Genomic DNA, 17,874 nt, shown 5'->3' with positions numbered 1-17,874 from the left:
GTGGTCGCGCGCTGATCCCGGACGCGTCCTCGCCTCAAAAAAACGCGCCGATGCTTTCGCATCGGCGCGTTTTTTATGGCCTCGAGAACGCCCGGGCCCTGGGTAGGAGCGGCGTCCCACTGGGATTTCCTCCGGTCATACGCCGCGACCGCGCATCCACAAGATGTCGACGATTCCAGGGTAGGAGCGGCGCGAGCCGCGACCGCGCCGCTACGACCACCGGCGCAGCCTTCAGAAAGCCCGCGCTCAGCGCCGCTGATAGGTAACGAAAAACCCCTGCAGATCGCCGTTCTCGATATACGGCTCGACGCTGACCACGTCGTAATCGCGGGTGGTGAAGGCCTGATGCGCGCGGCTCAGCGCGTTGGCCGCGCCCTGGTTGCGGAAACCCCAGCTCGCGTCGACCCACAGGGTCACCGCGATCAGGTTCTTGTTGACGGCCTCGGTGGCGACCTGCTCGGGGTTCTTGTCGAACAGGCCGGCGTGCGCGGGGGCGGCGATCGAGCCGGCGACGGCGGCGGTGGCGAGCAGGGCGGCGAGCAACAGGCGATGCATGGGGGATACTCCGTCGGATATTGGATGGGTAGGCGAACGCCCGGTTCAGTGTTCGGCGCCGCCGGCGATGCGTCGGTCGACCCGCGTGGTCAGCGCCGTCTCCAGCGCCACCCGCAGGCCTTGCACGACGGTATCGATCGCCAGACTCGGCGCACCGGCATGGCGCGCAGCCTGTGCCGGAGCATACGGAATGTGGATGAAGCCGCCTCGAACGCCGTCGTGGCCGCGCAGGGTATGCATCAGCCCATAGAACAGGTGATTGCAGACATAGGTGCCGGCGGTCTGGGACACCTCGGCCGGGATGCCGGCCGTGCGCAGCGCCGCGAGCATGGCCTTGATCGGCAGGTCGGTGAAGTACGCGGCCGGGCCGTCGGCGACCACCGGCTCGTCGATCGGTTGCGCGCCGCGGTTGTCGGCGATGCGCGCATCGTCGACGTTGATCGCGATGCGCTCCAGCGACAATTGCGCGCGGCCGCCGGCCTGGCCGACGCACAGCACCAGCGCCGGCCGCAAACTGTCGATGGCTTGGTTCAATTCGTCGAGGCATTGGCCGAACGCGACCGGCAGGCAACGCGCGACGATGCGATGTTCGGCGCCGTCGTTGCCTGCGATCGACGCGCCGTCGAGCCGGCGTACCGCGTCCCAGCTCGGGTTGTCGGTTTCGCCGCCGAACGGCGCGAAGCCGGTCAACAGGATCGGTGCTTGCAGAGCCGGCGCTTGCAGAGTCGGTGCCTGTAGAGTCGGTGCCTGCACAGTCGGCGGGCGCGCCTTCATCGGAACGCGATCCAGTACATCAGCGCGACGTTGCAAGCCAGCAGCACCATGCCGGTCGGCCATTGCGCGCGGATCACGGCGTAGGGGTCCTTGAGTTCGAGCAAGGCCGCCGGCACCAGGTTGTAGTTCGCCGCCATCGGCGTCAGCAGGGTGCCGCAATAGCCCGAGAGCATGCCGATGGCCGCCAGCGAGGCCGGTTCGGCGCCGTGGTGATGGACCAGCAAGGGCAGGGCGATGCCGGCGGTCATGACCGGGAACGCGGCGAAGGCGTTGCCCATGATCACGGTGAACAAGGCCATGCCGAGCGCGTAGGCCGCGACCACGACGAAGGCGTTGTCGACCGGAATCACCGAGCGCACCACGCCGGCCACGGCCTGGCCGACGCCGCCGGCTTCGAACACGCTGCCGAGCGTGGCCAGCAGCAGCGGCAGCAAGGCCGCCCAACCGATCGAATCGACCAGGCGCCGCGATTGCTCGACGCCGCTCCACGGCGTCTGCCCGGTCAGCCGGCATGCGGCCGCGAGCGCGATCAGGCAGGCGATCGCGAGCGCGATCAGGGTGACGTTGGCGGTCTGCAGCAAGGGCGTGTCGCCGATGCGCACGTACTTCAGGCCGAGCGCGCCGATCAGGGTCACGCTGGGGATCAACAGCGCCGGCCAGAACAGCCGGTTGCCGAGCCGCTGCGCTTCGTCCTGTTTTTCTTCGGCGGCGGTTTCGTCGTAACCGCCCTTGCCGAGGCCGCCGAAACCGGCGAGCACCGCGAGCACGACCACGCAGGCGCCGACGACTTTGTTCGGAAGATGCTCGGCGGCGAACATCAGCAATGCGATCAGGCCCCAGAACGTGCCGTTCGCATGGCGGCGCGGATTCGAGCGATCGCGCAGGCCGCGCCAGGCGAGGACGCCGAAATAGGCGCCGAGCACCCAGTAGACGAAGGTCAGGGTGATCATGGCGCGGGCGCTTCGGTCGTCGCCGCAACGGCGCGCCGTCGCGCCAGTCCGCGTTCGAAGCGCACGATCCGCACCGAGTGGATCACGAAGGCGCAGATCGCGGTCGGAATGCCCCACAAGGCGATCTGCAGCGGATCGAGCGTGAAGCCGTGCTCGGCGAAGAAGCTCTGGATCAGCAGCACCGCGCCGAAGGCGATGAAAATGTCCTCGCCGAAGAACATGCCGACGTTGTCGGTGCCGGCGGCCAGGGCGCGGATGCGTTGGCGTTCGTCGTCGTCGAGCTCGCCATGGCGGGTCTGCGCCGCGCCCTCGGCCATCGGCGCGAGCAGCGGCCGCACCGTCTGCGGATGCCCGCCGAGGCTGGTCAGGCCGATCGCCGAAGACAGCTGGCGCATCAGCAGATAGGCGACCAACAGCCGCGCCATGGTCGCGCCGCGCAATCGCGCGACCCAGTTTTGCGCGTGTTCCTTCAGGCCGTGGCGTTCGAGCAGGCCGATCACCGGCAGGGTCAGCAGGAACAGCAACAGAAAGCGTTTCTCGGTGAACGCTTTGCCCAGCACTTCGAGGATGTCCAGCGGCGACAGCTGCGCCGCCAGGCCGGTGATGAAACCGGCGGCGACCACGACCAGGGCCGGATTGAGCCGCAGTACGAAGCCGATCACGACCGCGGCGACGCCGATCAGGGGCCAATAGTTCATGCCACGCCCTCGCTCATGGAAATTCGGTGATGCGGTTTGCCGATGGCGCCGTCTGCGATAGGGCGCGGGCGCTCATGCGACCGGCAGGATGCGGATGCCGTCGGCCACGAGCGCGTCGCGCAGCGCGCGCGCGAACGCCGGCGCGTCGCTGCGGTCGCCGTGCAGGCACAGGGTGTCGGCGCGCAGCGCGATGCGGCCGCCGTCGGCGGTGGCGACTTCGCCGCGCACGACCAGGCCATGGACCTGGGCGATCGCCGCGTCGAGCGACTCGATCACCGCGCCGGGCTGGCCGCGCGGCAACAGCCGGCCGTTGCGGGCATAACCGCGTTCGGCGAAGACCTCGTGGGCGACGCGCAGGCCGGCGGCTTCGGCCGCGTCGGTGAGCTGCGATTGCGACAGACCGTAGACGATCAGGTTCGGATCGAACGCGGCGACCGCGCCGACGATGGCTTCGGCGACGATGCGGTCGTCGGCGGCGAGGTTGTACAGCGCGCCGTGCGGTTTGACGTGGGTCAGGCGCACGCCCTCGTCGGCGGCGACCGCGGCGAGCCGGGCGAGCTGGTTGAGCATCAGCATGCCGATCTCGTCGCGGCTCAGCGGCAGGGTGCGGCGGCCGAAGTGTTCGGGATCGTCGTAACCCGGATGCGCGCCGGCGGCGACGCCGTGTTCGCGGCACAGGCGCAGGGTTTCGCGCATCGTCGCTTCGTCGCCGGCATGGCCGCCGCAGGCGATGTTGGCCGAACTGACGAAGGGCAGGATGGCGGCGTCGTCGCCGCAACCCTCGCCGAGATCGCAATTGAAATCGATGCGGTCCTGCATGAGGCGAGACTCCGCGCGGCTATTTGCCGCGCTTGAACAGCAGACCCAGGCCCACGGCGATCAGGATCGCCGGCCACCAGGTCATCAGCAAGCGGGTCAGGCTGACATTGGTGAGGCCCAGATTGTTGAGCAGGAACAGGGTGCCGATGACGATCAGGATCAGGGCGCCGACGACGTTGGATTTCATTGGTGCGGTCTCGTAAGTGGTGCAGGGCGCCGGGCCCGGGGACGTAAGGAGTCTAGACGGGTTGGGGCGGGGGGACCAAGAGGCGGGCTAGGCGCGGCTGGCTTGCGGGATGCATCGTACGAGCGAGGGCGGCCGAGTCTGTGAGTACGAACGAGCTGGAAGCTCGGCCCCTTTGTTGAGGGGGCAGGGGCCCGCGCAAACGGAGGTCGGGGTAGAGCGGCTGCGCCGGGGGATTCGCTTTGCCGTTTCAGCGAAGAGCAAATCCCCCCTGGCCCCCCTTTTTCAAAGGGGGGATCTAAAACAGATTTCAAAGCGGGGATATACAGCGGAGTTTCGCGTACGCAAGCCGGTTGCCGCCCGAACAAGAACGGGGCCGCGTGCGGCCCCGTTCTTGTCGTCATCGGTGTTTCGATCGGTTCAGTGCGCGGCGCCGGTCGCGGTCGGCGCCGCGGAAGACGGTGCCGTTGCGCTGGCCACCGGTGTGGCCGCAGGCTTGGGCGCCTGCCACAACTTGGTTTCCGGCTTGGTGCCCAGCATCTGCCCGCGCAGCAGCGGGATCGGCGGGCCGCCGTAGCTCAGGAACTGGTCGTGGAAGCCTTTCCACGCGTTGCGGCCGCCGCGCGTAGCGGTCCAGTCTTCGCGCAACTGCATGATCATCAGCTTGCCCAAGGTGTAGTTGAGGTAGGCCGGATCGTAGGTGCCGCGCGCGGCCTGCTGGCGGGCGTTGCCCGGGTCCTGGAAAGCCTTGTCCTTGAACATCTGTTCGGACTGGGCGACGGTCATGCCGCCGGTATGCAGGCCGATCGCCGACAGATAACGCACGTTGCGCAGCAGCGCGTTGGTGAGTTGGCCGATGTGGATTTCCGGGGTCGCACCGTCGAGGCCGGCGTCGAACATCATTTCCTCGGTGTAGTGCGCCCAGCCTTCGGCATAGGCATAGCCGACGAACAACTGGGCGAACTTCCACTGCGAACGGTTGGCGTGCAGGAACTGCAGGAAATGGCCCGGCCACACTTCGTGCGCCGAGGTGAACAGCAGGTCGGCCTTGCCCGGCACGTAGGCGTCCTGTTCGGCCTTCGGCCAGTTCGGATCGGGCGGGGCGATGTAGTAGACCGACGGCAGATTCTTCTCGTACGGGCCGGGGATCTCGATGTAGGCGAAGTTGTTGCGGTTGAACGGCGGCGCTTCCTCGACCTTGGCCTGCTCGGTGCCCGGGATCGTCACCAGGTCCTTGTCGACCAGGAACTGGCGCAAGCCGACCAGTTGCGCGCGCGCGCCTTCGACCGCGCCGCCGACCGGTTTGTCGTCGTTGACCCGGGTGATGCAGTCATTGAGCGATTTGCCCTTGGCGTATTGGTCGCAGGCGCTCTTCAATGCGGCGAGGTTGCGTTCGAGGTCGGCTTCGCCGGCGGCTTTGAGCTGGTCCAGCGGCAGGTCGACGCCTTCGGTGGCCTTGAGCATCTTCGCGAACTTGTCCGCACCCAAGGCGAAATCCTGGGTGGCCTGGGCTTTCTGCGAGGCCATGTGTTCGGCCAGTTCGCGCATGGCGGCCGAGGCGGCGGCGTTGGATTGCTTGAAGCGCGCCTGCAGGGCGTCGTCCTTGATCTCGGCGAAGATCTTCGGCACGTCGGTGTCGAAGAACTGGGCGAGGCCGCCGAACACCGCGGTGCCGAGCTGGATATAGGTTTCGGGGAACGGGCCCTTGAGGTTGGCGCGGATCTGCGCGACCGCCTTGGGCAGGTTTTCCTGATAGGTCACGAACGCGGCCATGCGCTGCGGCAAGGGCGCATAAGGACGGGTCAGGTACATGCTCGGCGACAGGTCGCCGGCGTAGAAGGCCGGGTTCTTGGCGGAAAAACCCGACTCTTCCAGCCAGAACAACTGGCCGTCGATGACCGCGCGCACGTAATCGCGTTGATAGCGCTGAGCGGCGTCGAGGCGCTCGTCGCCGAACGCGTTGATCGCGTCGCGCTGCTGGTGCAGCCATTGGATGTTGCGTTGCAGGCCTTCGGCCGAGAAATCCGGCAGGCGACCGTCGAACTCGTGCTTGCCGGCGTTCGCGCCCCAGGTCGGGAAGTGTTCGAAGAAACCGCTGAGGAAGCCGTCGACGGCGGCGTTCCATTCGGCGCCGGCCGGCTTGGCCGCGACGGGCGCGGCATCGGCACCGGCGGGCGGTGCGGCGGTTTCGGATTTGCAGCCGGCGGCGAGCGCGGCGACGACACAGACGGACAGCGACAACAGACGCAGGGAACGCATGCGGGATCTCCAGAAGGCGATGACGGCGAAGCGGTTCGTGTGACGGTCGAGCAGGTGCGGACCGCCTGAGCGGCGGCGTGAGTGCGCCGTCGATCGTCGCGGCAACCGGGCCGGAAGCGATAGTGCCTTTTGCCCTAGCTGGGTGCCGAATTCGGCACAGTGGCGGAGATCCGCGATGCCGCTAGCGCGTGTGCGGCAAGCGCGATGCCAGCGCAAGGCGCAGACGCGCCATGCGTTCGCGCCGATGCCGCAGCGCAGCAATCGCCGCTGGCGCATCGCAGGCCTCAAAGCGCAGCCGCGCATGCGGAGGTGCCTGCGCCAAACGCGGCAGATCGGCGGCGATCACATGCCCCAGGCGCGCATAACCGCCGACGGTCTGGGCGTCGGCGAGCAGGACGATAGGACGCCCGTCGGCCGGCAATTGGATGGTGCCGGGCGCAACCGGCTCGGACACGCCGCTGCCGCCGACGGCGGGCAAGGGCGCGCCGTCCAGGCGCAGGCCTTGGCGATTGCTGGCGGCGGCGACGCTCCAGGGCTGGCGGGCGAGCGCTGCGGCGCTGTCGGCCAACGCCGGGTTTGCGACGGGCAGGTAGCGGATCGGCAGGTGCGGGTCTTCGTCGAAGTCGGGGTCGACCCACCAGCGCGCGATCTGCGGCGAGTCGATGCGCAAGCTCGGCGCCGAACCGAGCGGCAGACGGTCGCCGGCCTGCAAGGCGCGGCCCTGGTGACCGCCGAAGCCGCCGCGCAGGTCGGTGCTGCGGCTGCCGAGCACCGGCGCCACTTCGAAACCGCCGGCGATCGCCAGCCAGGCGCGCACGCCGTTGCGCACGCCGCCGAGCTTGAGCGTGCCGGCCGGCAGATCGATCGGCCGCGCCATCGGCAACACCGTGCCCTCGAAGCGGGCATCGACCGACGCGCCGAGCAGGGCGATGCGCGAAGGCCGCGGCAGGCGCAGGCTCGGGCCGTGCAGGCTCAGTTCGAGCACGGCATCGTCGTCGCGATTGCCGACCAGATGATTGGCCAGCGCGGCCAGTTCCGGGTCGAGCGCGCCGCTGCGGGCGATGCCGAGATGGCGCCAACCGTGCCGGCCCCGGTCCTGCACGCTGGTCAGCGGGCCGGGCGCGATCACTTCGATGAATTCGTTTCGTGTGTTCATGCCGGCGTCTGCGCTTGCAGGCGCGCAAGTTCGGCGAACTCGGCCGCGTCGATGGCGACGAAGCGCACGCGGTCGCCGGGTTGCAGCAGGCTCGGCTGGGCGCGCGCGACGTCGAACAAGGCCAGCGGCGTGCGACCGAGCAGACGCCAACCACCGGGACCGGGGCGCGGATAGATGCCGGTCTGGGCGCCGCCGATGGCGACGCTGCCGGCGGCGACTTCGGTGCGCGGCGTCGCCAGGCGCGGCAGCGCGAGCGCGGGGTCGAGCCCGGACAGATACGGAAAGCCCGGGGCGAAGCCGATCATCGCCACCGTGTATTCGCCGCCGCTATGACGCGCGATCAGCTCGTGCGCGGACAGGCCGAGTTCGGCGGCGGCGCTGTCGAGATCCGGGCCGTAGTGGCCGCCGTAGGCGACCGGGATCTCGACGATGCGTTGCGGCGTGGGTAGCTCGTCATCGCTCGCGTCGATGACGGCGCATTGCGTCATCAGCCAGGCCTGCACGCTCAAGGCGTCGACCGCGGCCTCGTCGAAGAACAGCGCCAGGCTGGCGTAGGCAGGCACCAGGTCGCGCAGCCACGGCGGCGCTTGCGCGCGCAGCCGCGCGGCGAGGCGGTGCACGCGCGCGTTGACCGCGTCGTCGATGCCGTCGCCGAGCCGCAGCAGCCAGGCATCGTCGGCAAGCGCTTCGAACACGAAGGCCGATGGCGCCGACGCCGTAGCCGCGCTCACGCCGGCAACGCGTCCTGCAGGCGGCGGATGCGTTGCACCAGGATCTCGGGGGAATACGGCTGCGCGCTGGCCATGCCCCAGACCGGACGCGGCCAGGCGATGTCCTCGCGATAGCGCGCGATCACGTGCACGTGCAACTGCGGCACCAGGTTGCCCAGCGCGGCGACGTTGAGCTTGTGCGGCTTGAACGCGGCCTGCAAGGCACGGCTGGTGCGGGCGATCTCGCGGGTCAGGGCGAGCTGTTGTTGCTCGTCGAGATCGATCAGTTCGACCGCGCCGTCGACGCGCGGCACCAGGATCAGCCAGGGATGGTTGGCGTCGTCCATCAGGCGCAGTTCGCTGAGTTCGAACTGGGCGACCGGATGGGTGTCGTCGGCGAGTTGCGGGTGCAGGTGCCAGGGATTCATTTGAGGCTGTCCGCTAGAAAATCGAGCGTGCGAGTCCAGGCCAACGCGGCGCTGTCGGCGTCGTAGTCGGCGCGCAGGTTGCAGTTGAAGCCGTGGCCGGCTTCGTAGAGGTGGATCGGCGCGGTCGGCAGCGCCTGTCGGTGCTGTTCGATCGCTTCCGGCGGGATGCTGCCGTCGTGGCGGCCGAAGTGGAACAGGATCGGCGCGCGGACCGGCGCACGCGGCCGCTCGCTCAGGAACGGCACGGTGCGGGCGCCGTAGTAGCTCACCGCCGGCAGGTCGAGGCGGGTATTGGCGAGAAAAGCGACCGAGCCGCCCCAGCAGAAGCCGATCGCGCCGGTGCGCAGGCCTTCGCCCTGCAGCAGGTGGGCGGCCGCACCGACGATCTCGGTGGCGCGGTCGAAACCTACGGCATTGCGCAATTCGACCCCGCGCGCGGCCGCCGACTGGTCGTAACCCAGCTCGACGCCGCGCTCGACCGGGTCGAACAGGGCCGGGGCCAGCACCGCGTAACCGGCCTGGGCGAAGCGTTCGGCGACGTCGCGGATATGCGCGTTGACCCCGAAAATCTCTTGAATCACCACCAATCCGCCGCGCGGGACCGCGCTGGGGTCGGTGCGCCAGGCGGCGACCGTGCCGGCCGGGGTGTCGAGGTCGATCCAGTGGCCCATGGCCTGCTCCCGAACGAATTCATCCAAACCGCGGCCAGTTTAGCCCCGGAGGCTATAATTCGCGCCCCGGCGGTTCCCGCCCGGGCCCGGCCGCCCCCGCGGCGTCCGGCTCTCTTGTTCAGGTCTCCTCGTTCATGTCTTCCGCCAGCGTCTCGCCAGCCAATCCCAAAGTCGGTTTCGTCAGTCTCGGTTGCCCCAAGGCGCTGGTCGATTCGGAACGCATCCTCACCCAGTTGCGGGTCGAGGGTTACGACATCGTCCAGACCTACGACGCCGCCGACGTGGTGGTGGTCAACACCTGCGGCTTCATCGACTCGGCGGTGACCGAATCGCTGGACGCGATCGGCGAGGCCATCGCCGAGAACGGCAAGGTCATCGTCACCGGCTGCCTCGGCAAGCGCTCGGAGCTGATCCGCGAAGCGCACCCCGGCGTGCTGTCGATCAGCGGACCGCAGGACTACGGCAGCGTGATGAGCGCGGTGCACGCGGCGCTGCCGCCGAAGCACGACCCGTTCATCGACCTGGTGCCGCGCCGCGACGACGGCATCGGCGTCAAGCTCACCCCCAAGCACTACGCCTATCTGAAGATTTCCGAAGGCTGCAATCACCGCTGCAGCTTCTGCATCATTCCGTCGATGCGCGGCGACCTGGTCTCGCGCCCGGTCGACGAAGTGCTGCGCGAAGCCGAAAAGCTGGCGATGGGCGGGGTCAAGGAACTGCTGGTGATCTCGCAGGACACCTCGGCCTACGGCGTCGACGTCAAATACGCCGAGCGCGAATGGCGCGGCAAGTCCTACCAGACCCGGATGAAGGCGCTGTGCGAAGGCCTCAGCGAACTCGGCATCTGGACGCGTTTGCACTACGTTTATCCGTATCCGCACGTCGACGACATCATCCCCTTGATGGCCCAGACTCATAACGGGATGCCCAAGCTGCTGCCTTACCTCGACATTCCGTTCCAGCACGCCAGCCCGCGCGTGCTCAAGCTGATGAAGCGCCCCGGCGCGGTCGACAAGACCCTCGAGCGCATCCAGCGCTGGCGTTCGATTGCCCCGGACATCGCGATCCGCAGCACCTTCATCGTCGGTTTCCCCGGCGAGACCGAGCAGGAGTTCGAGGAACTGCTCGACTTCCTCGACGAGGCCCAGCTCGACCGCGTCGGCGCATTCGCCTATTCGCCGGTCGACGGCGCCAAGGCCAACGATCTGCCCGATCCGGTCGACGAAGACGTCAAACAGGAGCGTCTGGCGCGTTTCATGGAGCGCCAGGCCGAGATTTCCGCGGCCAAGCTCGAAGCCAAGGTCGGCAGCATCCAGCGCTGCCTGGTCGACGCCATCGACGGCGACCTCGCCATCGCCCGTTCGATGGCCGATGCGCCGGAGATCGACGGCCTGGTGCAGATCCAGAACGGCCTCGAAGCGCAGCTGCGCGTCGGCCAATTCGTCGACGTCGAGATCATGGGCAGCGACGAACACGACCTGTTCGGCGAAGCCGTCGAACAGGATTGAGGCGGGCGCCGAGCGGCGGTGTCATCCCGAGGTCCCGGGGTAGGAGCGACGTCCCACAGGGATTTCCTGCGGTCACAAGTCGCGACCGCGGCAATGGAACTACGGCGCGACTGCAGATACGAGGTCGCGACGTCGTAACCCCTGTAGGAGCGACGCAAGTCGCGACCGCGCCAATCGGATTACGCCGTAACCGTGGTTTCGCGGTCGCGGCTCACGCCGCTCCTACATCCGCGACGCCGCCATCCCCTGTAGGAGCGACGTAAGTCGCGACCGCGCCAACAGGCCCACGACGCAACCACAGTCAAACCGCCTGTCCCGCCGCATGCCCCGACGCCCAGGCCCACTGGAAGTTGTAGCCGCCGAGCCAACCGGTGACGTCGATGGCCTCGCCGATGAAATACAGGCCCGGCACGCGCTTGGACTGCATCGTGCTCGACGACAGCTCGTCGGTGTCGACGCCTCCCAAGGTCACTTCGGCGGTGCGATAACCCTCGGTGCCGCTGGCGATCAGCGGCCATTCGCTCAAGCTCGCGGCGAGCTGCTTCAGCTCCGGCAGGTTGTATTGCTTCATCGGCTTGTTGCCCAGCCAGACCTCGCACAAACGCTGGGCGAAACGCCGCGGCACCACCTCGCCGAGCACGGTCTTCAACTCCGCGGCGGAACGCTCGCGTTGCTGCGTCTGCAGCCAATCGAGCGCATCGTGCCCCGGCAGCAGATCCAGGCGCAGATCGTCGCCGGGCTGCCAGTACGACGAGATCTGCAGGATCGACGGGCCGCTGATGCCGCGATGGGTGATCAGCATTTGATTGCTGAAACTCTGGCCGTTGCAGCTCGCGGTGACCGGCAGGGCGACGCCGCTGAGGTCCTGCAGGCGTTCCTGGTGTTTACCGCTCAGCGTCAACGGCACCAAGCCGGCGCGGGTCGGCAACACGTTGTGGCCATAGCGCTTCGCCAACTCGTAACCGAAGCCGGTCGCGCCCATGCTCGGAATCGACAGGCCGCCGCTGGCGACCACCAACGACTGCGCCGCGAACCCGCCGCGCGCGGTATGCACGCGGAAACCGCTGTCGCCCTCGTTATGGACGATGCGTTCGACCGCGCAGCCGATCTCGATGCGCACCCCGGCCGCCAGGCATTCGTCGACCAGCATCTGCACGATCAGCTTCGACGACACGTCGCAGAACAGCTGGCCGAGTTCTTTCTCGTGATAGGCGATGCGATGGCGCTCGACCATCGCGATGAAATCCCACGGCGTGTAACGCGCCAGCGCGGACTTGCAGAAGTGCGGATTGGCCGAGAGGTAATTGGCCGGGGTGGTGCCGGTGTTGGTGAAATTGCAGCGCCCGCCGCCCGACATCAGGATCTTCTTGCCGACCTTGTTGGCGTGCTCGATGACCACCGCGCGCAGGCCGCGGCGGCCCGCGGTCAGGGCGCACATCAAGCCGGCGGCGCCGCCGCCGACGATCAGCACATCGACCGCTTCCGTCATGCTCAGGCGGCTCGCGCGTCCGCGCTCTGGCGCACGCCCGGGGTCAGCACCAGCGCGCCCTTGTCGGTGCTCAGCGACACTTCGCCGTCCTGGATCTGGCAATCGAGGCGGAAACTGCGTTCGACCAGGCCGGCCATCGCTTCTACTGCGACCGGGTCTAGGTCGAGCACGGTCAGGTTCTTGAGCCGGCGCAGGATGGCGACATTCTTGTCCCACCAGATGTCGGCGGCGCGGCCGCCGTAGTTCACCACCACCACCTGGCGCGCGCGGCCGCAGGCCTTGCGGATGCGCGACTCGTCGGGCTGGCCCACGTCGATCCACAAATCGATGTCGCCGGTGTAGTCGCGCAGGACCACGTCGGGCTCGTCCTCGCTGCTCAGGCCCGGGCCGAATTCCAGCCGCTCCTGCGCGTTCAACGCGAACGCCAGCATCCGCACCATCAGCCGTTGCTGGGTTTCGGAGGGGTGTTGCGCCAGGGTCAGGGCGTGGGCGGCGTAGTAATGCCGGTCCATGTCGCTGATTTGCAACTCGATCTTGACGATGGTGGCATTGGGCGCCATGGGCTGAGCTCGCAGGAAAACAGCGCGCATTCTAGGCGCTGGCGGCTTCCGCGTCCGGTTCGGGGTGCCCGGGCTGGTTCAGGCTGATCGGGCCGTCGTCCGGCTGGCTGCATCTTGGCTGGGTCTTGCTGGATCAGGGCTGGACCTTGTCTGGATGGGGCGCCGGGCCGCCGTTCTCCGGCGTGGGCGAGGGCGGCGAAGTCGGCGATGATGCCGGCATGTCGCCGAACGAACCGAATGCGTCCCTCGATGGCGTCGCCCCGAGCCGATTGCAACTGCCGCCCGGCCCGTGGACGAACTTGCTCGATGGCCTGTGCGCACGTTTTCCGGCGATCGCACGCGAGCGTTGGCTCGACCGCTTCGCGCGCGGCCGCGTGCTCGATGCGCAACGCCAGCCGCTGAGGGCCGACGCCGTCTATCGGATCGGCATGGAGATCCTGTATTTCCGCGAAGTCGCCGAGGAACCGCGAATTCCGTTCGAAGAGCGCGTGCTGCATCGCGACGCGCACCTGCTGGTGGTCGACAAACCGCATTTCCTGCCGGTGACCCCGTCCGGCGGCTTCGTCGCCGAGACCTTGCTGACGAGACTGATCCGGCGCTACGACGAACCCGATCTGGTGCCCTTGCATCGGCTCGACCGCGGCACCGCCGGGGTGATGCTGTTCTCGCGCGACTCAACCTCGCGCGCGGCCTATCAGACCTTGTTTCGCGAACGCCGCATCCACAAGCGCTACGAAGCCTTGGCGCCGGCCCTGCCGATCCTCGAATTCCCGTTGGTACGGCGTTCGCGCCTGGTCGCAGGCGAGCCGTTCTTCCGCATGTGCGAGGCCGAAGGCGAACCCAACAGCGAGACCCGCATCGACGTCATCGACCGCGGCGGCCCGATCTGGCGCTATGCCCTGGAACCGGTGACCGGCCGCAAACACCAACTGCGCGTGCACCTGGCCGCCCTTGGCGCCCCGATCCTCAACGACCCGTTCTACCCCTTGTCGCCGCAGGCACTGGCCGACGACTACACGCGGCCGCTGAAACTGCTGGCGCGCTCGTTGCGGTTCGTCGATCCGCTGGATGGGGGCGAGCGGTGGTTTGAGAGTGGGTTGGGGTTACCTCCTGATTAGTGGCCAACGCTAGAGTTCATCTAAATCAACGACCCAAGCTAATTCAATATACGTCTTTGCTCCTCATAAGTTATTGATCTGTCTGGAGCAGGCTAATTACCTTTATGTCCTGGATTACCAGCGTTTCAGCAAAACTTGATTTCGCAGCTTGGGGGCAGCAGGATCAACTTGGTAACTGGGCTAACAGAGGGGGACTGACATGGCAGTTAAGAAGGCAGGTGGCCGTAAGCTTGGCGATAAGAACCATTCGCTCCGAGAGGAGCGCCTTATCGCAGTGAACGAGAAGCTCAAGGCTGATGTGGCAGTACAGAAGGCGAAACTCAAAGTCAAAGATGCGCAGATGAAGGAGCTCCGAGCTTCATTGGCTGCCCAGAAAAAGAAGGCCGCGGCCAAGAAGTAGATTCGCTTGAGTGCTGCCTGACTTTCATTCAAGTCGAGCCCGCTTGCGGGTGTATTGAGCTCGGCCACATGGTCCAGGTTGCAGTCGGCCGCGCAACCTGGCCTGGGCTCAGCGATGCTGTCGGTGATCGACTGAAGTGCTTGTAACTCTATGGCGCCGAAGTTGGACTCGAACGAATGCCCCCTAACCAACAGTCAGCTGCTCTAACTGTGCAACTGCGAAGGACGTCTCGGTCGTTACTGACGTCGCTATCGGAAGCGGCGCGGTCGCGGCTTGTGACCGCAGGAAATCCCTTTTGGACGCCGCTCCTACCCTTGGAGCGGGTCTGCGCATTCTGAAAGTCGGACGGGCTCAAACCCACTCGCGCGAGGGCAGGGTGTAGCGCCGTTGCGGTTGGCCGATGAGGTCTAGGAAGTTGTTGAACACCGCGTCGGCGCGGGTCTGCATGGCGTGGATGTGTTGGAGGGTATGCGCGCGTATCGCTGCTTCGCTGGTGTCGTGGCCGAGTTCGGCCAGTTCTTCGCGGTAGACCGGGTTGGCCAGCCAGCGTTCGATCAGCGGCACGTCCATTTCCAGATGGAACTGGAAGCCGTAGGCGTTGTCGCCCCAGCGGAAGGCCTGTTGCTCGCAGGTGTCGGTGCGGGCGAGGTGGTGCGCGCCCTGCGGCACTTCGAAGCTGTAGCGGTGCCACTGGAACACCGGCGCGGTGCCGGCCAGCGGCGCAAGCACAGGATCGCCGTGGCCGGCTTCGGTGGTCTGCAGCGGGTACCAGCCGATTTCGGGGCGATGGTGTTTGCGCACCGGTGCGCCGAGCACGTGGGCGAGCAGTTGCGCGCCCAGGCAGATACCGAGCACCGGCTTGCCCTGTTCGAGCATGCGTTCGATCGCGAGCAGTTCGGTGCGCAGATGCGGGCGCTGCGCCTGGTCTTCGACGTTCATCGGCCCGCCGAGCACGATCAGGCCGCGGTAGCGGTCGACGTTCGGCTGCGCCTGCGGGTCGCGGTCGAAGTTGGTGAAACGGATGCGATGGCCGCGACGCCGGATCAGGGGATCGAGCGTGCCCAGCGGTTCGGCGGCGACGTGTTGGAAGACCAGGATGCGGGGCATGTGCGGGGGCGTAGCGACTACGCTGCGACTATGCCAAAGATCGGCGCCGATACGCGATGGTTGGCTTATGAGTTTTGGTGCGGATGCGGTGGCTGGCTGCCGTTGCCGCGAATGGCTCCCTCTCCCGCTGGCGGGGTGAGCGAACGCCGCTTGCGAGCCATTGGCTCGCGCGTTTGCGAACGCCCGAACACCAGGCGTTCGGGCGGGGGTGCGGGTTAGAGGGGCAGCTTGCGCGTCCTCATCCGGCCCCGCCTTCGCGGGGCAGGCTCTTCCGCCCCCTTCTCCCGAACGCGAGAGAAGGGGGGCATCACCCCTCAGCTCGACTCAGCGCGGCGGGCGCGGCTTGAACGGCTTGCGCGGGCCGCCGTGCGACTTCGGGCCGCCGGGGCCGCCCGGACCGCGCGGGCCACCGGGGCCGCCGGGACCACGCGGGCCGCCCGGGCCCGGACGACGGCTGCGGCCGCCTTCGGTGTCGCCGGGGCTGGCGTGCTGGATGCGCAGCGGGTGACCGGCCACGCGCACCTTCTTCAGGTGCTCCATCAGTTCGCGCGGCATGCCTTCGGGCAGGTCGATCAGGGTGTAGTCGTCGCGGATGTCGATGCGGCCGATGTAGCGGCTTTCCAGATCGGCTTCGTTGGCGATCGCGCCGACGATGTTGCCGGGCTGGACGCCATGGGCATGGCCGACTTCGATACGGAAGGTTTCCATGCCGACTTCGGGCGCGCCGCGCGGCGCGCGCTCGGCGCGCGGTGCCGGCGACTCGTCGTCGAACAGCGACTCGGCCTTGTTGGACGGACGCGCCGGCGGCGGGGTGTACTGGCGGTCTTCGCGACGCGGCGCCGGGGCGCGCTCGCCTTCGCGCGGCGGGCGCGCGTCGTTCTGGCGGTATTCCTTGCGGTGCGCGCCGGAGTTGGAGGCGTTGTCGCGCTCGACGAATTTGCGCGTCGCCGCGCCGCGGTGTTCGCGCGGGCCGTCGCGTTCTTCGCGCTCGTAACGCGCCGCCGGAGGCGGGCTCAGCAGCAGCGGGCTGTCGCCCTGGACCACCTTGGCCAGCGCCGCGGCGATCTCGACCGCCGGCACGTTCTTCTCGCGTTCGTAGCGTTCGACCATTTCGCGGAACAGGCCGAGGTCGGCGCTTTCCAGGGCTTCGGTGATGCGGCCGAGGAAGCGCGCGACGCGCTGTTCGTTGACGGTCTCGACGCTCGGCAACTCCATCGGCTCGATCGGCTGGCGCGTGGCGCGTTCGATCGCGCGCAGCATGCCGCGCTCGCGCGGGGTCACGAACAGGATCGCCTCGCCCTTGCGTCCGGCGCGGCCGGTGCGGCCGATGCGGTGGACGTAGCTTTCGGTGTCGTAGGGGATGTCGTAGTTCAGCACGTGGCTGATGCGGTCCACGTCGAGGCCGCGCGCGGCGACGTCGGTGGCGACCAGCACGTCGATCTTGCCGTCCTTGAGGTTCTGGATGGTCTTCTCGCGCTGCGCCTGCTGCACGTCGCCGTTGATCGCCGCCGCCGACAGGCCGCGCGCGCACAACTTCTCGGCCAGCTCTTCGGTGCCGAGCTTGGTGCGCGAGAACACGATCATCGCGTCGTAGGGTTCGGCCTCGAGGATGCGGGTCAGCGCGTCGAGCTTGTGCACGCCGCTGACCGACCAATAGCGTTGGCGGATGTTGGCGGCGGTGGTCGTGGTCGACTTGATCGCGATCTCGACCGGCTCTTTCAGATAGGTCTGGGCGATGCGCTTGATCTGGCTCGGCATGGTCGCCGAGAACAGTGCGACCTGGCGCGATTCCGGGGTCTTCTTGAGGACGTTCTCGACGTCGTCGATGAAGCCCATGCGCAGCATTTCGTCGGCTTCGTCGAGCACCAGGCAACGCAGCTCGGACAGGTCCAGGGTGCCGCGGTCGAGATGGTCGATGACGCGGCCGGGCGTACCGACCACGACGTGCACGCCGCGCTTGAGCGCCTGCAGCTGCGGGTAGTAGCTCTGGCCGCCGTAGATCGGCAGCACGTGGAAGCCGGGCAGGTGCACGGCGTACTTCTGGAAGGCCTCGGCGACCTGGATCGCCAGCTCGCGGGTCGGTGCCAGCACCAGGGCCTGCGGCTTGAACTGCTTGGGATCGATCTGGGCCAGGATCGGCAGCGCGAACGCGGCGGTCTTGCCGGTGCCGGTCTGGGCCTGGCCGAGCAGGTCGCGGCCTTCGAGCAGCGGCGGGATGGTGGCAGCCTGGATCGGCGAGGGCGACTCGTAGCCGACGTCCTTGAGCGCGCGCAGCAGCGGCTCGGACAGGGCGAGGTCGGTGAATTTCGGGGTATCGGGGGAGGTATTGGTCAGGTCGGCGCTCATAACGAGGCTCAGCAGCGCCGGCGATGCCGGTCGGAAGACCCACCAGTTTACTCCTATGAGTGTGGAGCTACGGCTCGGTCGTAGTTTCGGCGGGCATCCTGGGTACAGGTGCGGGGCGGCCGGCGAGGGCGATCGGGCGGGT

At 67.7% G+C, this 17,874-nt stretch carries 18 protein-coding genes; 3 read left to right on the top strand and 15 right to left on the bottom strand.

Annotated elements, in window-relative coordinates:
* Nucleotides 1-246: 246 nt before the first annotated feature.
* The 11 genes from EX88_RS23750 to EX88_RS0112070 all read right to left on the bottom strand — a co-directional run bounded on the left by EX88_RS23750 (nucleotide 247) and on the right by EX88_RS0112070 (nucleotide 9,204).
* Nucleotides 247-555, bottom strand: coding sequence for a hypothetical protein (locus EX88_RS23750; RefSeq protein WP_036148699.1), 309 nt, complete (start codon nucleotides 553-555; stop codon nucleotides 247-249).
* Between the two features lie 45 nt (nucleotides 556-600).
* On the bottom strand, nucleotides 601-1,329 hold the full coding sequence (gene pcp / locus EX88_RS0112115) for a pyroglutamyl-peptidase I (protein ID WP_081930909.1): 729 nt from the start codon (nucleotides 1,327-1,329) through the stop codon (nucleotides 601-603).
* On the bottom strand, nucleotides 1,326-2,279 hold the full coding sequence (locus EX88_RS0112110) for a DUF979 domain-containing protein (RefSeq protein WP_031372254.1): 954 nt from the start codon (nucleotides 2,277-2,279) through the stop codon (nucleotides 1,326-1,328). Before EX88_RS0112110 ends, pcp begins: the two co-directional genes overlap by 4 nt.
* Entirely contained in the window at nucleotides 2,276-2,977 is a 702-nt protein-coding gene (locus EX88_RS0112105) for a DUF969 domain-containing protein (RefSeq protein WP_031372253.1), read from the bottom strand. The genes EX88_RS0112110 and EX88_RS0112105 overlap by 4 nt, the downstream gene beginning before the upstream one ends.
* 72 nt (nucleotides 2,978-3,049) lie before the next feature.
* Nucleotides 3,050-3,796 carry a 5-oxoprolinase subunit PxpA gene (locus tag EX88_RS0112100; RefSeq protein ID WP_031372252.1) on the bottom strand — a complete coding sequence of 249 codons (747 nt, stop codon included), beginning with the start codon at nucleotides 3,794-3,796 and terminating at the stop codon, nucleotides 3,050-3,052.
* Between the two features lie 19 nt (nucleotides 3,797-3,815).
* Nucleotides 3,816-3,983: a LiaI-LiaF-like domain-containing protein gene (locus EX88_RS26700; RefSeq protein WP_031372251.1), complete on the bottom strand. Its 168-nt coding sequence runs from the start codon at nucleotides 3,981-3,983 to the stop codon at nucleotides 3,816-3,818.
* A gap of 417 nt (nucleotides 3,984-4,400) precedes the next feature.
* Nucleotides 4,401-6,239 carry a DUF885 domain-containing protein gene (locus EX88_RS0112090; RefSeq protein ID WP_051885041.1) on the bottom strand — a complete coding sequence of 613 codons (1,839 nt, stop codon included), beginning with the start codon at nucleotides 6,237-6,239 and terminating at the stop codon, nucleotides 4,401-4,403.
* 181 nt (nucleotides 6,240-6,420) lie between these two features.
* Nucleotides 6,421-7,395, bottom strand: a complete 975-nt coding sequence (locus tag EX88_RS0112085; protein WP_031372249.1) for a biotin-dependent carboxyltransferase family protein — start codon at nucleotides 7,393-7,395, stop codon at nucleotides 6,421-6,423.
* Nucleotides 7,392-8,126 carry a 5-oxoprolinase subunit PxpB gene (pxpB, locus tag EX88_RS0112080; protein ID WP_235186253.1) on the bottom strand — a complete coding sequence of 245 codons (735 nt, stop codon included), beginning with the start codon at nucleotides 8,124-8,126 and terminating at the stop codon, nucleotides 7,392-7,394. Before pxpB ends, EX88_RS0112085 begins: the two co-directional genes overlap by 4 nt.
* A complete protein-coding gene (locus EX88_RS0112075) occupies nucleotides 8,123-8,533 on the bottom strand; it encodes an HIT family protein (RefSeq protein ID WP_031372247.1) in 411 nt (136 codons plus the stop codon). Before EX88_RS0112075 ends, pxpB begins: the two co-directional genes overlap by 4 nt.
* Nucleotides 8,530-9,204 (bottom strand): dienelactone hydrolase family protein, encoded by a 675-nt coding sequence (locus tag EX88_RS0112070; RefSeq protein WP_031372246.1) that lies wholly within the window; start codon nucleotides 9,202-9,204, stop codon nucleotides 8,530-8,532. The genes EX88_RS0112075 and EX88_RS0112070 overlap by 4 nt, the downstream gene beginning before the upstream one ends.
* 134 nt (nucleotides 9,205-9,338) lie before the next feature.
* Here EX88_RS0112070 and rimO point away from each other — a divergent pair, with 134 nt between their 5' ends.
* Complete coding sequence (rimO, locus tag EX88_RS0112065) at nucleotides 9,339-10,712, top strand: 30S ribosomal protein S12 methylthiotransferase RimO (protein ID WP_031372245.1); 1,374 nt, start codon at nucleotides 9,339-9,341, stop codon at nucleotides 10,710-10,712.
* Nucleotides 10,713-11,013: 301 nt separating this feature from the next.
* On the opposite strand, the gene EX88_RS0112060 is transcribed toward rimO, so the two are convergent.
* Both EX88_RS0112060 and EX88_RS0112055 read right to left on the bottom strand, forming a co-directional pair.
* Complete coding sequence (locus EX88_RS0112060) at nucleotides 11,014-12,201, bottom strand: NAD(P)/FAD-dependent oxidoreductase (RefSeq protein WP_031372244.1); 1,188 nt, start codon at nucleotides 12,199-12,201, stop codon at nucleotides 11,014-11,016.
* Between the two features lie 2 nt (nucleotides 12,202-12,203).
* On the bottom strand, nucleotides 12,204-12,761 hold the full coding sequence (locus EX88_RS0112055) for a YaeQ family protein (protein ID WP_031372243.1): 558 nt from the start codon (nucleotides 12,759-12,761) through the stop codon (nucleotides 12,204-12,206).
* Between the two features lie 218 nt (nucleotides 12,762-12,979).
* On the opposite strand from EX88_RS0112055, the gene EX88_RS0112050 reads away from it, so the two are divergent.
* Both EX88_RS0112050 and EX88_RS0112045 read left to right on the top strand, forming a co-directional pair.
* A complete protein-coding gene (locus EX88_RS0112050) occupies nucleotides 12,980-13,879 on the top strand; it encodes a pseudouridine synthase (protein ID WP_031372242.1) in 900 nt (299 codons plus the stop codon).
* Nucleotides 13,880-14,078: 199 nt separating this feature from the next.
* Nucleotides 14,079-14,279 (top strand): hypothetical protein, encoded by a 201-nt coding sequence (locus EX88_RS0112045; RefSeq protein WP_031372241.1) that lies wholly within the window; start codon nucleotides 14,079-14,081, stop codon nucleotides 14,277-14,279.
* A 351-nt stretch (nucleotides 14,280-14,630) separates the two neighbouring features.
* Here the strand turns inward: EX88_RS0112045 and EX88_RS0112040 are convergent, their stop codons facing one another.
* Nucleotides 14,631-15,386 (bottom strand): type 1 glutamine amidotransferase, encoded by a 756-nt coding sequence (locus EX88_RS0112040; protein WP_051885040.1) that lies wholly within the window; start codon nucleotides 15,384-15,386, stop codon nucleotides 14,631-14,633.
* A 324-nt stretch (nucleotides 15,387-15,710) separates the two neighbouring features.
* Nucleotides 15,711-17,720, bottom strand: a complete 2,010-nt coding sequence (locus tag EX88_RS0112035) for a DEAD/DEAH box helicase (protein WP_031372239.1) — start codon at nucleotides 17,718-17,720, stop codon at nucleotides 15,711-15,713.
* Nucleotides 17,721-17,874: the final 154 nt, after the last annotated feature.

Origin of the sequence: Lysobacter antibioticus, assembly GCF_000731095.1 — a bacterium.
In the GTDB taxonomy this organism is placed as follows: domain Bacteria; phylum Pseudomonadota; class Gammaproteobacteria; order Xanthomonadales; family Xanthomonadaceae; genus Lysobacter; species Lysobacter antibioticus_B.
This window is presented reverse-complemented; position numbering and strand designations above follow the sequence as displayed.

Bases quoted from the DNA above. Each gene is read 5' to 3' on its own strand.
- EX88_RS0112085 (WP_031372249.1), bottom strand. From the start codon at position 7,395: ATGAACACACGAAACGAATTCATCGAAGTGATCGCGCCCGGCCCGCTG.
- EX88_RS0112090 (WP_051885041.1), bottom strand. From the start codon at position 6,239: ATGCGTTCCCTGCGTCTGTTGTCGCTGTCCGTCTGTGTCGTCGCCGCG.
- EX88_RS0112105 (WP_031372253.1), bottom strand. From the start codon at position 2,977: ATGAACTATTGGCCCCTGATCGGCGTCGCCGCGGTCGTGATCGGCTTC.
- EX88_RS0112040 (WP_051885040.1), bottom strand. From the start codon at position 15,386: ATGCCCCGCATCCTGGTCTTCCAACACGTCGCCGCCGAACCGCTGGGC.
- EX88_RS0112075 (WP_031372247.1), bottom strand. From the start codon at position 8,533: ATGAATCCCTGGCACCTGCACCCGCAACTCGCCGACGACACCCATCCG.
- EX88_RS26700 (WP_031372251.1), bottom strand. From the start codon at position 3,983: ATGAAATCCAACGTCGTCGGCGCCCTGATCCTGATCGTCATCGGCACC.
- EX88_RS0112045 (WP_031372241.1), top strand. From the start codon at position 14,079: ATGGCAGTTAAGAAGGCAGGTGGCCGTAAGCTTGGCGATAAGAACCAT.
- EX88_RS0112050 (WP_031372242.1), top strand. From the start codon at position 12,980: ATGTCGCCGAACGAACCGAATGCGTCCCTCGATGGCGTCGCCCCGAGC.
- EX88_RS0112060 (WP_031372244.1), bottom strand. From the start codon at position 12,201: ATGACGGAAGCGGTCGATGTGCTGATCGTCGGCGGCGGCGCCGCCGGC.
- EX88_RS0112100 (WP_031372252.1), bottom strand. From the start codon at position 3,796: ATGCAGGACCGCATCGATTTCAATTGCGATCTCGGCGAGGGTTGCGGC.
- EX88_RS23750 (WP_036148699.1), bottom strand. From the start codon at position 555: ATGCATCGCCTGTTGCTCGCCGCCCTGCTCGCCACCGCCGCCGTCGCC.
- pcp (WP_081930909.1), bottom strand. From the start codon at position 1,329: ATGAAGGCGCGCCCGCCGACTGTGCAGGCACCGACTCTACAGGCACCG.
- rimO (WP_031372245.1), top strand. From the start codon at position 9,339: ATGTCTTCCGCCAGCGTCTCGCCAGCCAATCCCAAAGTCGGTTTCGTC.
- EX88_RS0112110 (WP_031372254.1), bottom strand. From the start codon at position 2,279: ATGATCACCCTGACCTTCGTCTACTGGGTGCTCGGCGCCTATTTCGGC.
- EX88_RS0112070 (WP_031372246.1), bottom strand. From the start codon at position 9,204: ATGGGCCACTGGATCGACCTCGACACCCCGGCCGGCACGGTCGCCGCC.
- EX88_RS0112055 (WP_031372243.1), bottom strand. From the start codon at position 12,761: ATGGCGCCCAATGCCACCATCGTCAAGATCGAGTTGCAAATCAGCGAC.